Source organism: Comamonas sp. 14P8.1.4 (assembly GCF_057799285.1).
In genome coordinates this window covers 737,183-750,794 of the sequence record NZ_JBYOKN010000001.1, presented here as the reverse complement: position 1 = coordinate 750,794, position 13,612 = coordinate 737,183, and the positions used below count along the sequence as shown (strand labels likewise).

General features: G+C 59.1%; 14 protein-coding genes and 1 pseudogene. 2 read left to right on the top strand and 13 right to left on the bottom strand.

The genetic code is table 11. The features are described from left to right. Nucleotides 1-74 precede the first annotated feature (74 nt). Complete coding sequence (gene radC / locus AC27VO_RS03485; protein ID WP_488665304.1) at nucleotides 75-752, top strand: RadC family protein; 678 nt, start codon at nucleotides 75-77, stop codon at nucleotides 750-752. Beyond that, entirely contained in the window at nucleotides 749-1,411 is a 663-nt protein-coding gene (locus tag AC27VO_RS03480) for a Smr/MutS family protein (protein ID WP_488665303.1), read from the top strand. The genes radC and AC27VO_RS03480 overlap by 4 nt, the downstream gene beginning before the upstream one ends. Before the next feature lie 65 nt (nucleotides 1,412-1,476). Here AC27VO_RS03480 and AC27VO_RS03475 read toward each other — a convergent pair whose 3' ends face one another. The 13 genes and pseudogenes from AC27VO_RS03475 to AC27VO_RS03415 all read right to left on the bottom strand — a co-directional run bounded on the left by AC27VO_RS03475 (nucleotide 1,477) and on the right by AC27VO_RS03415 (nucleotide 13,579). Beyond that, nucleotides 1,477-2,463 carry a Bug family tripartite tricarboxylate transporter substrate binding protein gene (locus AC27VO_RS03475; RefSeq protein WP_488665302.1) on the bottom strand — a complete coding sequence of 329 codons (987 nt, stop codon included), beginning with the start codon at nucleotides 2,461-2,463 and terminating at the stop codon, nucleotides 1,477-1,479. Between the two features lie 114 nt (nucleotides 2,464-2,577). Continuing rightward, complete coding sequence (locus AC27VO_RS03470) at nucleotides 2,578-3,600, bottom strand: aldo/keto reductase (protein WP_488665532.1); 1,023 nt, start codon at nucleotides 3,598-3,600, stop codon at nucleotides 2,578-2,580. 45 nt (nucleotides 3,601-3,645) lie between these two features. Then, entirely contained in the window at nucleotides 3,646-4,530 is an 885-nt protein-coding gene (locus AC27VO_RS03465) for a sugar phosphate isomerase/epimerase family protein (RefSeq protein WP_488665301.1), read from the bottom strand. Next, nucleotides 4,527-5,423 carry a 4-hydroxyphenylpyruvate dioxygenase gene (locus tag AC27VO_RS03460; protein WP_488665300.1) on the bottom strand — a complete coding sequence of 299 codons (897 nt, stop codon included), beginning with the start codon at nucleotides 5,421-5,423 and terminating at the stop codon, nucleotides 4,527-4,529. Before AC27VO_RS03460 ends, AC27VO_RS03465 begins: the two co-directional genes overlap by 4 nt. Before the next feature lie 53 nt (nucleotides 5,424-5,476). Beyond that, nucleotides 5,477-6,310 (bottom strand): shikimate dehydrogenase family protein, encoded by an 834-nt coding sequence (locus AC27VO_RS03455; protein WP_488665299.1) that lies wholly within the window; start codon nucleotides 6,308-6,310, stop codon nucleotides 5,477-5,479. Nucleotides 6,311-6,330: 20 nt separating this feature from the next. Beyond that, nucleotides 6,331-7,335, bottom strand: a complete 1,005-nt coding sequence (locus AC27VO_RS03450; protein WP_488665298.1) for a TRAP transporter substrate-binding protein — start codon at nucleotides 7,333-7,335, stop codon at nucleotides 6,331-6,333. A gap of 82 nt (nucleotides 7,336-7,417) precedes the next feature. Beyond that, nucleotides 7,418-8,698 carry a TRAP transporter large permease subunit gene (locus AC27VO_RS03445; RefSeq protein WP_488665297.1) on the bottom strand — a complete coding sequence of 427 codons (1,281 nt, stop codon included), beginning with the start codon at nucleotides 8,696-8,698 and terminating at the stop codon, nucleotides 7,418-7,420. Between the two features lie 9 nt (nucleotides 8,699-8,707). Next, the gene (locus AC27VO_RS03440; RefSeq protein WP_488665296.1) at nucleotides 8,708-9,274 is read right to left on the bottom strand and encodes a TRAP transporter small permease; all 567 of its coding nucleotides are present in this window, start codon (nucleotides 9,272-9,274) and stop codon (nucleotides 8,708-8,710) included. A 99-nt stretch (nucleotides 9,275-9,373) separates the two neighbouring features. Continuing rightward, entirely contained in the window at nucleotides 9,374-9,976 is a 603-nt protein-coding gene (locus AC27VO_RS03435; RefSeq protein ID WP_488665531.1) for a TetR/AcrR family transcriptional regulator, read from the bottom strand. A 227-nt stretch (nucleotides 9,977-10,203) separates the two neighbouring features. After that, a complete protein-coding gene (locus tag AC27VO_RS03430; RefSeq protein WP_488665295.1) occupies nucleotides 10,204-11,163 on the bottom strand; it encodes a Gfo/Idh/MocA family oxidoreductase in 960 nt (319 codons plus the stop codon). Then, nucleotides 11,164-12,063, bottom strand: coding sequence for a class III extradiol dioxygenase subunit beta (locus AC27VO_RS03425; protein ID WP_488665530.1), 900 nt, complete (start codon nucleotides 12,061-12,063; stop codon nucleotides 11,164-11,166). It abuts the gene before it with no gap. Nucleotides 12,064-12,150: 87 nt separating this feature from the next. Next, nucleotides 12,151-12,519 (bottom strand): annotated as a pseudogene (ligA, locus tag AC27VO_RS03420) (protocatechuate 4,5-dioxygenase subunit alpha); the annotation flags it as partial. A 142-nt stretch (nucleotides 12,520-12,661) separates the two neighbouring features. Then, nucleotides 12,662-13,579, bottom strand: a complete 918-nt coding sequence (locus AC27VO_RS03415) for an amidohydrolase family protein (protein ID WP_488665294.1) — start codon at nucleotides 13,577-13,579, stop codon at nucleotides 12,662-12,664. Between the last annotated feature and the right edge of the window lie 33 nt (nucleotides 13,580-13,612).

Genomic DNA, 13,612 nt, shown 5'->3' with positions numbered 1-13,612 from the left:
TGCCCCCATTGTAGAAAACCGGACATGCCCCCGCGCCTTTGGCGTCTGTTTATTCCACTTTCTGCACCCAGACCATGTCTTTCAAAGACTTACCTGCGGACACCCTGCCCCGCGAAAAACTGCTGGCGCGCGGCGCCAGCGCGTTGTCGGACGCTGAATTGCTGGCCATCTTGCTGCGCACAGGGCTGGCTGGCTGCAGCGTGCTGCAGCTGGCAGATACCATGCTGGCCCACTTTGACGGGCTGGCAGGCCTGCTCAACGCCAGCGCACAGGATCTGGGGAAAATCAAGGGACTCGGCCCTGCCAAGCGTGCGGAAATGCTGGCAGTGATGGAATTGGCCAAACGCGCCACAGCGCAGCAGTTGCGCGAGCGCGAAGTCTTCAGCAGCCCCGAAGCTGTGAAACACTATCTGCAATTGCACCTGGGCCACCGCCCGCACGAGATTTTTGCAGTGCTGTTCCTGGACAGCCAGAACCGTTTGATTGCCATGGAAGAAATGTTCAGGGGAAGCTTGAGCCAGACTTCGGTCTACCCCAGAGAAGTCGCGCTGCGCGCCCTGCACCACCATGCGGCAGGGGTCATCCTCACGCACAACCACCCCAGCGGCAGCGTGCAACCCAGCGCAGCCGACCACGCGTTGACGCGTAACCTGCAAAGCGCATTGTCTCTGCTGGACGTGCGCGTGCTCGACCACATCATCATTGCCCAAGGGGCCAGCCATTCCATGGCCGAAGAAGGGCAACTGGCATGAGCCAAGCTTTTCGCCACCAGGGACTGCATGCCTTGGGCGGCATCTCCAAAGAGCTCAAAGCCCAGCGCGAGCGCAAAGAAGCACTCGACAAAGCCCGCAAAGAGGCCGAAGCCGCCGCGGAGCGTGAGCGCCACCTGTTTACCCACTTTGTCGGCAACGTCACCCCGCTGCCCCAGGCGGGGCGCTTCAGCTTTGCGCAGCAGCCCCCCACACCTCGGCCACTGCAGCATGAACTGGATGAGGCCCGCGTGCTGCACGAGGCCATGAGCGATGAATTCGACGTCAGCACCTTGCTGGATGTGGACGATCAGCTCAGCTTCCGCCGCCCCGGCATTGGCTTGGACGTCACCAAGAAACTGCGCGCCGGCCACTGGAGCATTCAGCGCCAGCTGGATTTGCACGGCTTGCGCTCTGACGAAGCCCGTGAAGCACTGGGCCAGCTCATTCGCCTGGCGCACCGCACGGGCCTGCGGTGCGTGCGTGTGGTGCATGGCAAAGGCCTGGGTTCACCCGGGCGCACACCCATCCTCAAAGCCAAGGTGCAGCGTTGGCTGGTGCAAAAAAAAGAAGTGCTGGCCTTTGTACAGGCCCGTCCGGCCGAAGGCGGCGCAGGTGCGCTGGTGGTGCTGCTGCAGCCGGGCAAGCGCAAGCTGTACTGACTACGCACCGTATCCACATAAAAAAACGCCACACGATGTGGCGTTTTTAACAGCACCCAGCGCTTTTACTGCTTGGGTATTCCGGCTTTATCAATCACAGCACCCCAGCGCTGAATTTCAGACTGCAGCAGCTCTGCCGTTTGCTGCGGGGTGCTGTGCTGGGCCTGCACATTCAGCTCACGCAGTTTTTTGACCACGTCGGGGTGGCTGACCGCTGCGACGATCTCTTTGTTCAAACGCTCCACCAAGGCGGGCGGTGTTTTGGACGACACCGCCAACGCGTTCCACGAGGCGGCCACAAAGCCTTTGACGCCCTCTTCCTGCGCGGTCGCCACCTGGGGCAACAAGGCCGAGCGCTTCTCGCCCGTCACCGCCAGCAGCTTGATCGTGTTGGATTGGATCTGTCCCATGATCGGCGTCAAAATTTCCACTGCCACATCCACTTGTTGGCCCCGCAAGGCCGTCACGACGGCTGGCGTGCCATTGAATGGCACGATTTGCGCGTCAATCCCTGCAGTGGACTTGAACAACTCTGCCGCCAGGTGCTGGGTGCTGCCCACATTGATGGAGCCTATATTGAGCTTGCCCGGATTGGCCTTGGCGTAGCTGACCACCTCACCCAGATTCTTGAAGCCCGCCTTGCCATCGGCGAGCACACCAATGTCAAAGTAGCCCAGGGTCGACACCGGCGTCAGGTCCTTGACCATATCGAACGGCAGCTGTTTGAACATGTTCACCGTCACGGCGCTGCCGTTGGACATGAGGAACATGGTGTGACCATCCGGGGCGGCCTTGACCACCATGTCGGCCGCCACAATCCCACCTGCACTGGGTTTGTTTTCGATGATGACCGCCTGCCCCATCTGGGTCGACAACTGCTGCGCCACCACGCGCGAAGTCACGTCGGCCACGCCACCCGCGCCAAAGGGCACCACGATGCGGATGGGTTTGTCCGACAGCGGTTGCGCCTGTGCGGCCCAAGGCAACACGGCCAAAGCCAAACAACCGGCAGCGCGTGCCACGCATGCCCCCCAGAACTTGTGGCCTTGCATAGGCATCTCCTTGAATACTTATGCAAGCCAGTGTGCCACCGTCCGCACGGCAAACGCCCCATGCGCAGGCGCTAGCAGTTATCCCCAAACGGCATAGCGGCAAGAAGGTGTAGCTTATGTATCTGTTTGTTCAAAGGTGAACTTTTCGGTATCGACCTCCCGCTGCCCTTGGGGGGCATAGCGCTCCCCAGCAATAGCGGTGGGCTGAAAAATGGCGTCCAGCGCAGCCAGCGCATCGGCATTGAGCGGCACACTGGCACCACGCACATCCTCATACAGATGGTCGATATCCGTCGTGCCCGGCAAAGCCAGTACATGCGCCCCCTGGTGCAGCACCCAGGCAATGGCCAGCTCAGCCAGCGTGCAGCCGACCTGATCGGCCACGGCCTGCATCGGTGCCAGCAGGCGCAGATTCTGGGCATAGGACGTACTGGCAAAGCGCGGCATGGCGGCACGGATATCGCCTTGAACGAAGTGGTCCACCTGCTGCAGCTTGCCACTGAGGAATGCACGCCCCATGGGGCTGAACGCCACGTAGGCAATGCCCAGCTCCTTGCACGCAGACAAAGTGCCCAACTCGGCATTGCGCGACCACAGCGAATACTCACTTTGCAGCGCCGCAATCGGGTGTTCCTGGTGGGCGCGGCGTAAAGCCTCCGCCCCCACTTCGGACAGACCGAGTGCGCGAATCTTGCCTTCTTCCTTCAGCCGCGCCATCTCGCCCACCGACTCTTCAATCGGAACACGCTTGTCCCAGCGGTGCAGGTAGTAGAGGTCAATCACATCTGTGCCCAGACGTTGCAGGCTGTCTTCGCAATTCTGGCGCAAAGTCTGGGGACGGCCGTCGATCACGCGGCGCATCACCCCATCATCCCCGCGCACCCCAGCCATGCCGCCCTTGCTGGCCAGGACAATGCGCTCACGGTGCGGCTTCAGTACCGGGCTTATCAGCATTTCACTGGCGCCAAAGCCATAGAGCGCTGCGGTATCAAACATGTTCACCCCGGCATCGAGCGCCGCATGCAACACCGCATGCGACTGCGCAGAAGAAACCGGCCGGCCATACGCATGGCAAAAATTCATGCAGCCCAAACCCATTGAACGCACGGTGAACGGCCCAATACGGCGCTCTTGCATACCCACTCCTTGTTGTTCTTCAGTCATGCCGTCATACGACTGCAATCAATGTGCCAGCCTAGTCCAGCGTGGCAGCGGTGCTGGGCGGTGCAACACATCTTGGTCCAACCACAGTGCACTGCGGCGGGCACGCTCTGCCACCGTATCCAGCGGCATTTGCTGGTAATCGTCGTTAAACACTTCAAAACTGTAGTCACCCCGGTAGCCCAAGCGATCCAGCTTGAGGACCAATGCCGCCAGCTGTTCACTGTGCACCCCTTCCCCTGGGAACACCCGGAACGTGCGCGCCGTGGTCATGCGCTCTTCAAAGCTGGGGGCTTCGCGCCACATGAAATCAGACAGCTGCACCAGAAAGATTTTCTCCGGCTGCAGCTGTTCGACAAAATCCAGCGGCGTCTGCGCTGCCAGGATATGGAAAGAATCCAGTCCAATACCCAGATTGGGGCAATCGGCCCGGCAGATCACATCCCAGCTGGTGCGTACATCATGGATGACACGCCCCCATGACAGTGCCTCATAAGCCACCTTGATGCCCAGCGGAATTGCCAGCATGGCCAGTTTCCGCAAGTCGCGGACAATGGCATCCAAGTCATTCGTGGCATGGCGGGATGCCGAAGAGCACGCCAGCAGCACCTTGCTTTGTGTGGCGGCACACATCTCCAGCAGTGACTTGGCGATATCCACCTTGTAGCCATGCAAGTGGCCAGAGAGCCCTTCGAAATCACGCAACACCTGAAACCCCGTGGGGCGCAATCCACTGTCGCGCACCACGCGTGCAGCTTCAGGCACACCACCGGGGTGTCCTGCCAAATCCTTGGCACTGAGCATGACTTGGCTAAAGCCTGCACCGGCCATCGCCTCCAGTTTGGCCTGCAAGCTCCCGGACAGCGTGATGGTGTCCATGCCATAGGCTGCAATGGCGCTGTTCATACCGCCCCCTGCACACCGGCATGCAAGACCAGCTCAAATGCACAGTCCCCCAGCAAATTGCGTGTCAGCGCGCCCTGTTCCCCCGGTTGTAACGCCGCCGAATCCACAAACTCCACGCCGCGCTGCTTCAGCGCCTGCACGGTCGTCGGTACGTCTGGGGTACCCAGGGCCAAGCGCTGCAAACGCTCGGGCTCCTGCGCATCCTGCGCATCGCGCGGCTCAATCAGCTGCCACCAAAAACGCTGGCAGGGGCTGCGCATGACTTTGCCTTTGGGCAAGATGCCAAAGCGCTCTTCATCTGGCACAGGCGTGAAATCAAACATTTCCTGGTAATACGCGGCCCATGCGGCTGTGCCGCCCTGCCCCACGTACTGCACCACGCCAAACAGTTCCATGTCACCGATGGCTGCTGGCTGGGCCTGCGCACCGACGATGGGCTTGAAGTCGATGTCATAGATGGAAAACTCTTTCCATCGATCCACAAAATAGAAGTTGCTGCCGGCAGGCCCTCGGACTGCGGGAATGTGCAGCTCCATCGCCTGGGCATGGCTGGGAACGCTCCAGGCGCCCAGCTCCACGCAACGCGCCTGGGCTTTTTGCGCGTCTTGCACGCGAAACGCTACCGCAGACAGCACGGGCTGCCCATCGGCCAAGGCACTGACGCGAGCGTCGTCAGGGTTGGCATTCACGATCAGATTGATACCGCCCTGGCGAAACAGCGTCACTTCGCGCGATCGGTGCCGGGCCACGGGCTGAAAGCCCATGCGCTCCAGCACATCGCCAAAGGCCTGCGGCCTGGTGGTTGCGTATTCGATGAATTCAATGCCATCCATCCCCAGTCGATTGGGTTGATCGGGCACGGACTCGCGGTGCGGTTTGCTGGACAAGGGCATATCTTCTCCTTCAAATTACCTTGTAGCCCTTTATCAACAAGGGCTAGTCGCTATCAATACTGAATTTCAGCAAATTGCCGCAGCACATCTGGCTCGGTCGATGGCAGTCCAAAGTACTCCAGGTAGGCGGGGATCTGCTCGAACAACATATCGGTGCCCACCTGCACTCGGCACCCCCTGTCCTGCGCGGCTTGCAAGAAAGGCGTCATCTCGGTGCGCATCACCACCTCTCCCACAAAACACTGCGAAGACAAGCGCTGCACATCCAGTGGCAAAGGATCGCTGGGCATCATGCCCAGTGGGGTCGCATTCACCACCAGCTGCATGCCCTGCGCATCCGGGGGCCCAACATGCACCCGCAGCGCGGGGTAGTGCTGGCGCAGTCGCTCTGCCAGCCTCGAGGCAGAGGACAGGTGGCTGTCGAAGAGATGCAGCTCGGCCACACCATGCGCAGCCAACGCGGCCGCAATCGCGGAACCTACGCCCCCACAGCCCACCACCAGCGCTGCAATACCTTGCAATTGCAGGCCTTTGCGCCTGACACCCCGCACAAAACCTTCACCATCAAACAGATCACCCTGCAGCTGGCCATTCGGGCCTTTGCGTACCGCGTTGCACGACCCTGCAATGCGCACTGCAGTGCTGACTTCATCGAGCAGCCCCACTGTGCGCACCTTGTGCGGCATGGTGATGAGTGCCCCCACAATGTTGGTGAGCTGAAAAATGGCAGGCAGAAACTGGGCGTAGCTGGCTTCCTGACACCCCATGGGCACCACGACCGCATCGATGCCTGCCTGATCGAAATACGGGTTGTAAATAGAAGGCGACTTGAACGCAAAGGTGGGATAACCGATGTGTGCAATCAGGGAAGTGGTACCCGTAATCATGGTGTGTCCGAAGCAGCGCGTTACTTGCGCAGCTGCGCCAACTGCGCCTGCAAGGCTTTGACCGTCTCCGCAATGCCTTCACTGTGCTTGGCAATCACGGGCTGCATACGCTGGCGCATCTTGGCCACTTCCGGCGCCGACAGCTCATTGACCTGCATGCCCTGCTTGCGCAGCTCATCCAAAGAGCTCTGTGCCTGCGAACGTGCCAGTTCGCGCTCGAAACGCGCGGCCTCCTGCGAAGCCTCCGACAGCACTTTGCGCTCTGCCTCATTCAGCGTGTCCCAGACCTTTTTGCTGAAGATCATGGATTGCGGGTTGTACTGGTGGTTGGTGATCGTCAGGTACTTCTGCACCTCACCAAATTTGTTGGCCAGGATCACGCTGACGGGGTTTTCCTGACCGTCCACGGCGTGCTGCTCCAAGGCGGCATACAACTCAGGGAAAGCCAGCGGCGTGGGGTTAGCATCCAGTGCTTTCACCCAGTCAATATTGATGGGATTGGGGATCACTCGCAGCTTCAAGCCGGCCATGTCCTCGACTTTGTTGAGCGCTCGCTTGCTGTTGCTGATTTGGCGAAAACCCAGCTCCCAGTACGACATGCCAATGATGCCTTTGTCCGCCAAGCTGGCGTGCAGCTTTTGACCGAGCGGCCCATCCACCACGGCATCCACTTCCTTGCCATTGGCAAAAATGAAAGGGAAGTCATAAATCACGAAATCCTTGACTTGCGAAGCCAGAATCCCGGAGTTCAAGATCACGACTTCCAGCGTGCCACCCTGCAGCGCGCTCACATTGGCAGCATCACCACCCAAAGCGCCGCCGGGAAACACATTGACCTTGAGCTTGCCCGCAGACTTGGCCGCTACCAGCTCTGCAAACTTTTCGGCACCTGTGGCCAGAGGATGGCCCTTGGGGTTTTGCAGCGCAAGCTTGAAAGTGCGCTCTCGAATATCTTGTGCCCAAGATGCGCCCACGGCACCCACTGCCAATGCTGCAATTACCGACTTGAGAAATATGCGTTTCATGTGCTGTCTCCTTGTTATGCAATAAATCCACACCAACGAATGGACTGCCGCCAATCGGGCAGTCCACGAACCACACTTCACTTCAACCGTAGAGCCAGCGCGCTGGCACCATCACCAGCTGCGGAAAAGCAACGAGCAGGAACAAGATGCCGAACTGCGCCAGCATGAAGGGCCAGACACCCCGTATCACGTCATCCATGCTCATCTTCCCCACCCCCGCTACGGTATTGAGCACCGTGCCCACTGGGGGGGTAATCAAACCAATCGCGTTGTTGATGATGAACATCACCCCGAAATAGACAGGATCAATGCCTGCGGCCTTCACCACCGGCATCAGCACAGGGGTCAGCAGCAAAATGGTGGGTGTCATGTCCAGCGCCGTGCCCACCGCAATCACCAGCAACATGATGACCAGCATCAACACACGGGGGTTGTCCAGCAGCGGTTGCAGCAACTCCACCATTTGCGCGGGCAGCTGCGCCACCGTAATCAGCCAGGCAGAGACCATGGCCGCCGCCACCAAAAACATGACCACCGCACTGGTTTTGGAGGCATTGATAAACAGCGGCAGCAAGGTGCGCAGCTGCAGCTCGCGATAGACCAGCGTCGAGATCAGCAACGCGTAGACCGCAGCGACCACAGCGGCCTCGGTCGGCGTAAAGACGCCAAACTTCAAACCAAACACAACGATCACGGGCAACACCAACGCCCAGGTGGCCTGGCGCAGCGCCTGCAGCACTTCCTTGCGACTCTTGCGGTCCGGTGGAGTGACTTTTTCATTCTTGGCCAACCACCACCAGGTCACCCACAAAGCCAAACCCAGCATCACACCGGGAAAAATGCCGGCCAAAAAGAGCTTGGAGATCGACACATTCGCGGCCACCCCAAAGATCACAAAACCAATGCTGGGAGGAATCACTGGGGCAATAATGCCCGCCGCTGCAATCAAGCCCCCCGCACGCGCCTTGTCATGGCCCGCCGCCACCATCATGGGCAGCAGCAAGGCACCCAGTGCTGCGGCATCCGCCACGGCTGAGCCCGACAGCGCGGCCATGATGACCGCCGCCACAATGGCGACATAACCCAAGCCCCCCTTGATATGCCCCACCAGAGCCAGCGCGAAATTCACAATGCGGCGCGACAAGCCACCTGCATTCATGATTTCACCAGCCAGCATGAAAAATGGGACGGCCAGCAGGGGAAAGCTGTCCGCACCATGGATGATGTTTTGCGCCAGGATTTGTGCATCAAACATATCCAGATGCCACATCAGCGCCGTTCCGCACAGCAGCAAGGAAAAAGCGATGGGAATACCCAGCGCCATGGCGCCAAGCAAGGATCCGAGAAAAATTGCGATCGTCATGGGATTGCCTCAGCTGTGGCTAGCTTTGTGCGGGTTGTCATCTGTCGTGTCCGCGCCAACGTGCAAGACCTCTTCGCTGTCCTGAATCATGAGCAAGGCATCATCAGGCATGCGCCCGCTGAGCAGGCACCACAAGTCATTGAACAGAATGATTGCCCCCAACCCCGCAAACACCACACCGCTGGCATAGAACACCGCCATGGGCACTTGCATCACCGCACTCAGGGTCTCTTTGTTGATCAGCATCTGCTCCCAAGCGCCCTGAAACACCAGCCAGCACATGCCCAGCATGGCGATGTAGCTGACGGCCAGACAACATTTGCGCCCGAACACACCCAAGCGCCCCACCACCATGTCCGTCCCCAAGTGGGCACGCTCATGCAGCGCGACGACGGCGCCCAGGAAGACCAGCCATACAAACAGCCAGCGCGACAGCTCTTCGGACAAGCTGATGCCTGAATTCAGGGTGTAGCGCAGCACTACATTGCCAAACACCAGCACCACCATGAGCGCCAGCATTGCGGCCAGCAGGTAACTCAGGCCACGGCAATAGGCCGCAATGAATCGCGTCAGCATGCACAGGTCTCCAGATTGCGTTGTCGAAAATGTACGAACTAGTTAGTTTTTAAAAAACAGTGATTTCCCGAAACAAAAAAGCCAATCTCGCACTAACAGCTATACCTGTTCGGCATGGCAGACGAAGCGCAGCACCATGTCCACCACGCTCTGGCGGCGCAATGCCAGCTGCTGCGCAGACTGACCGTCCTTTTTGAAAATCAGGTCGAAGGTGTACTGGTTCGACACATTGAAAAAACTCAAGGCAGAAATCGATGCATGCAGATCGATGGCATCGATTCCAGGGCGAAAAACCCCTTGTGCCAGGCCACGCTCATACAACTGAGCGATGGCTTCGATGGCGGGCACATTCAAGGTTTGGATCATCGCGCTGCGTGCCAGAAACTGTCCACGCTGGATGTTTTCGTTCATCACCAGGCGGATGAAATCTTGGTTGCCATGGTGGTGGTCAAACGTAAATGCCACCAGTGTTTCCAACGCCTGCTTCGGAGGCAGATCTTGCAAGTGCAAATTGGCTTCCGTCATCCGGGTGCTGCGGTATGCCTCCTCCAGCACCGCCAGATACAAGCCTTCTTTACTGCCGAAATAGTAGTAAATCATGCGCTTGCTGGTGTGCGTGGCATCTGCAATCGCATCTATGCGTGCACCATCCAGCCCCTTATCGGCAAACTCTTTGGTCGCCACTTCCAAAATCCCCGCCATGGTGCGCTCAGGATCGTGGGTTCGCTTGGGTAAACGCTTGGAATCGGAAGTGGGGGCCACGCCAACAGCTTTCATCAAAAAATAGCAACGCAGCTATTCTTGTGCCAATCCCTGCGCGCTGTAAATCGCGGGAAGGACGGCATCAGTGCCCATTGCGCCACAGCCAGCCATAAAAAAACCCACTCACGCAGCAAGGCGCGAGCGGGGTACAGCCAACGCCTCAGGACTTAGCCTGCGTTCAGTTGCTGCTCCAGGTCATGCAATACCTTGTAGCAAGGCAGCACTTGCTGCACGCTGGAGTTGGGCTCACGGCCTTCGCGGATAGCGGCAAAGAATTCGCGGTCCTGCAGTTCAATCCCGTTCATCGAGACATCAACATTAGAGACATCAATCTTTTCTTCCTTGCCGTTGAACAGATCGTCATAGCGCGCAATGTAGGTGCCGTTGTCACCGATGTAGCGGAAGAAAGTACCCAATGGGCCATCGTTGTTGAACGACAGACTCAGCGTACAGATGGCACCGTTGGCCGCTTTGAGTTGAATGCTCATGTCCATGGCAATGCCCAATTCCTTGTGAATGGGGCCTTGCACGGCATTGGCCTTCACGATGGGGCTCCCTGCCTGGTAGGCAAACAGGTCCACCGTGTGGGCCGCGTGGTGCCACAACAGGTGGTCTGTCCAGCTACGTGCCTGCCCCAGCGCATTCATATTGGTGCGACGGAAGAAGTAGGTCTGCACATCCATTTGCTGGATGTTGAAGTCACCGGCCTTGACCTTCTTGTGCACCCACTGGTGGCTGGGGTTAAAGCGCCGTGTGTGGCCGCACATGGCCACCAGTCCGGACTGCTTTTGCACGTCCAACACTTCCTGGGCCTGGGCCCAGCTGTCCGCCAAAGGAATTTCCACCTGCACGTGCTTACCGGCCTTCATGCATTGAATGGCCTGCGCGGCGTGCATTTGTGTGGGGGTGCACAAAATCACGGCATCCACCTCGGGCAGTGCCAAGGCTTCAGCCAGATCGGTGGTCACGTGCCCGATCCCGTACTTGGCAGCCACTTCCTGGGTTGGCTCCAGACGGCGCCCCACCAGGGACACCACTTCCACGCCGTCGATGTTCCGAATACCATCCAGGTGCTTGATACCGAATGCGCCAGCGCCCGCCAGCGCCACTTTGATGGTTTTGCTCATTTATTGATTCTCCAAAATCAGATGGCCTACGGCCGTATTCGAGGCAGGCACATGGAAAAAGCGATGTGCCAGCTTGGGGGCCGGGCCGCCTGCTACATCGGCCATGGCGCCGCGCGCAATCAGCCACATCACCAGCTCAATGCCTTCGCTGCCCGCTTCACGGACATAGTCGATGTGGGGCATGGTGGACAGATCCGCGGGATCGGCAATCAAGCGATCCAGGAAACGGTTGTCCCACTCGGCATTGATCAGCCCCGCACGTGGGCCTTGCAACTGATGGCTCATACCGCCAGTGCCCCAAATTTGCACGTTCAATGGCTGGTCATAGCTCTCAATCGCCTTGCGAATCGCCTGACCCAGCTCAAAACAGCGCTTACCCGATGGCACGGGGTATTGCACCACGTTCACGTGAAAAGGAATGACCTTGCAGGGCCAGTTTTCCGGCTGACCGAACATCAGCGTCAAGGGCACAGTCAGTCCGTGATCGACCTTCAACGCATTCACCAGTGTCAGGTCAAAGTCCTGCTGAATCACCGACTGCGCAATGTGCGCCGCCAGATCCGGGTGGCCCTGCACTTTTGGCACAGGACGGGGGCCGTAGCCTTCGTCAGCCGGTTCAAACTCTGCCGCCGTGCCGATCGCAAACGTGGGGATCACCCCCAAGTCAAACGAAGTCGCATGGTCGTTGTAGACCAAGAAAATCACATCCGGCAGGTTGTCCTTGATCCACTTTTTCGAGAATTCATAGCCCTTGAACAAGGGCTTCCAGTAATCGTCCTGCGTCTTGCCCTGGTCTACCGCAGCGCCAATCGCTGGCACATGCGAGGTAAACACCGATGCGGTGATCTTCGCCTGGCCTGCAGCCTGCTGGCCTTGCGCCCCCTGGACAGCTTCTGCCAGTGCCAGTTGGGACTGCGTTTCTTCCCACTCTTTCCAGGCCGCCGACATGGACATGGGGCCTTGGGCGTTACCGCCCTCCCCCACCACGCGGTTGCCTTCGGCCGAGCGGCCACCTGCCAGCATCATTTCGCGGTACGACTGCTCCGTCATCCCGGTCATGGAGCCTGCCATCTGCTGAAAACTCAGGCCATCAGTCGCACCCAGCTTGGACAGAAAGTAGATATTGCCGCCGGTGCGCATCATCCAGTTCAGATCGCGCGCCAAGACAGCGGACTTTTGCTCGTCCGTCATTGGCCAGTCAGCCAGATAGGCCTTCTCATCTGCCTTGAAGCGGGCACGGTTCTCCGCCTTCATCAGGCTCATGCAGAACTGATTGAGCCAGTAGCCTTTACGGCTTTGTTCGGCGTCAAAAATGGTGGTCCCGGGAACGTCGAGATAGGGTTTGTCGAGTGCCATGCTTGTCTCCTTGTTCAACTGTCTAATGCCGCCGCGCACCTCACCACTGGCGCTCTGCAAGCCAGAGGCATCCAGCAAGGGCCGCCCCGCGGCGAGGATCCTGCGCCTTCCTGGGGGAAGACGCCGCAGGCGGCTCAGGGGGTCATGCTTCTTCCGGCCAGTACAGGCGCATCGGGTTATCCACCAGCAGCTTGCGCTGCAACTCGGCAGTCGGTGCAATGTGCGGAATGAAGTCCACCAGCAAGCCATCGTCAGGCATGTGATCCTTCAAGTTGGGGTGTGGCCAATCGGTGCCCCACAAGACGCGATCGGGAAACTCTTGCACCACGCGGCGCGCAAAAGGTACGACGTCGCGGTAGGCGTTCTGTTCACCATCCAACGCCTTGGGGCCGGAGACGGACAAACGCTCAGGGCACGACACCTTGCTCCACACGTTCTTGTGCTCACGCATGAACTTCATGAACAGCGCGAATTCTTCGCTGTCCACGCCTTTTTCCACGTTAGGGCGACCCATGTGGTCCACCACCACGGTCGTGGGCAACGCGGTGAAAAAGTCCCACAGCTCCGGCAGATCCACGGCTTCAAAATAGATGACGACATGCCAGCCCAGCTTGGCAATGCGGCCCGCAATTTCCAACAACTCATCCTTGGGCGTGAAATCCACCAGGCGCTTGACGAAGTTAAAGCGCACACCGCGCACACCGGCTGCATGCAGCGCTTGCAGCTCCTCATCCGTCACGCTGCGCTTGACGGTCGCTACGCCACGCGCCTTGCCGCCGGACGACTGGCAGGCATCCACCATGGCGCGGTTGTCTGCACCGTGGCAGGTGGCTTGCACAATCACATTGCGGGCAAAACCCAGATGATCGCGCAGTGCAAACAGCTGCTGCTTGCTGGCATCGCAAGGGGTGTATTTGCGCTCGGGCGCAAACGGAAATGCATCGCCCGGGCCAAACACATGGCAGTGGGCATCCACAGCGCCAGCAGGCAGCTGGAACTTGGGTTTGGCGGAGCCGTTGTACCAATCCAGCCAGCCGGGGGTCTTTTCAAAAGCACTCATTGCGCGGTCTCCTGCAGGCCACCACACCGTATG

Bases quoted from the DNA above. Each gene is read 5' to 3' on its own strand.
- AC27VO_RS03430 (WP_488665295.1), bottom strand. From the start codon at position 11,163: ATGAGCAAAACCATCAAAGTGGCGCTGGCGGGCGCTGGCGCATTCGGT.
- AC27VO_RS03460 (WP_488665300.1), bottom strand. From the start codon at position 5,423: ATGCCCTTGTCCAGCAAACCGCACCGCGAGTCCGTGCCCGATCAACCC.
- AC27VO_RS03415 (WP_488665294.1), bottom strand. From the start codon at position 13,579: ATGAGTGCTTTTGAAAAGACCCCCGGCTGGCTGGATTGGTACAACGGC.
- AC27VO_RS03470 (WP_488665532.1), bottom strand. From the start codon at position 3,600: ATGCAAGAGCGCCGTATTGGGCCGTTCACCGTGCGTTCAATGGGTTTG.
- AC27VO_RS03440 (WP_488665296.1), bottom strand. From the start codon at position 9,274: ATGCTGACGCGATTCATTGCGGCCTATTGCCGTGGCCTGAGTTACCTG.
- radC (WP_488665304.1), top strand. From the start codon at position 75: ATGTCTTTCAAAGACTTACCTGCGGACACCCTGCCCCGCGAAAAACTG.
- AC27VO_RS03465 (WP_488665301.1), bottom strand. From the start codon at position 4,530: ATGAACAGCGCCATTGCAGCCTATGGCATGGACACCATCACGCTGTCC.
- AC27VO_RS03455 (WP_488665299.1), bottom strand. From the start codon at position 6,310: ATGATTACGGGTACCACTTCCCTGATTGCACACATCGGTTATCCCACC.
- AC27VO_RS03435 (WP_488665531.1), bottom strand. From the start codon at position 9,976: ATGGCGGGGATTTTGGAAGTGGCGACCAAAGAGTTTGCCGATAAGGGG.
- AC27VO_RS03445 (WP_488665297.1), bottom strand. From the start codon at position 8,698: ATGACGATCGCAATTTTTCTCGGATCCTTGCTTGGCGCCATGGCGCTG.
- AC27VO_RS03475 (WP_488665302.1), bottom strand. From the start codon at position 2,463: ATGCAAGGCCACAAGTTCTGGGGGGCATGCGTGGCACGCGCTGCCGGT.
- AC27VO_RS03480 (WP_488665303.1), top strand. From the start codon at position 749: ATGAGCCAAGCTTTTCGCCACCAGGGACTGCATGCCTTGGGCGGCATC.
- AC27VO_RS03450 (WP_488665298.1), bottom strand. From the start codon at position 7,335: ATGAAACGCATATTTCTCAAGTCGGTAATTGCAGCATTGGCAGTGGGT.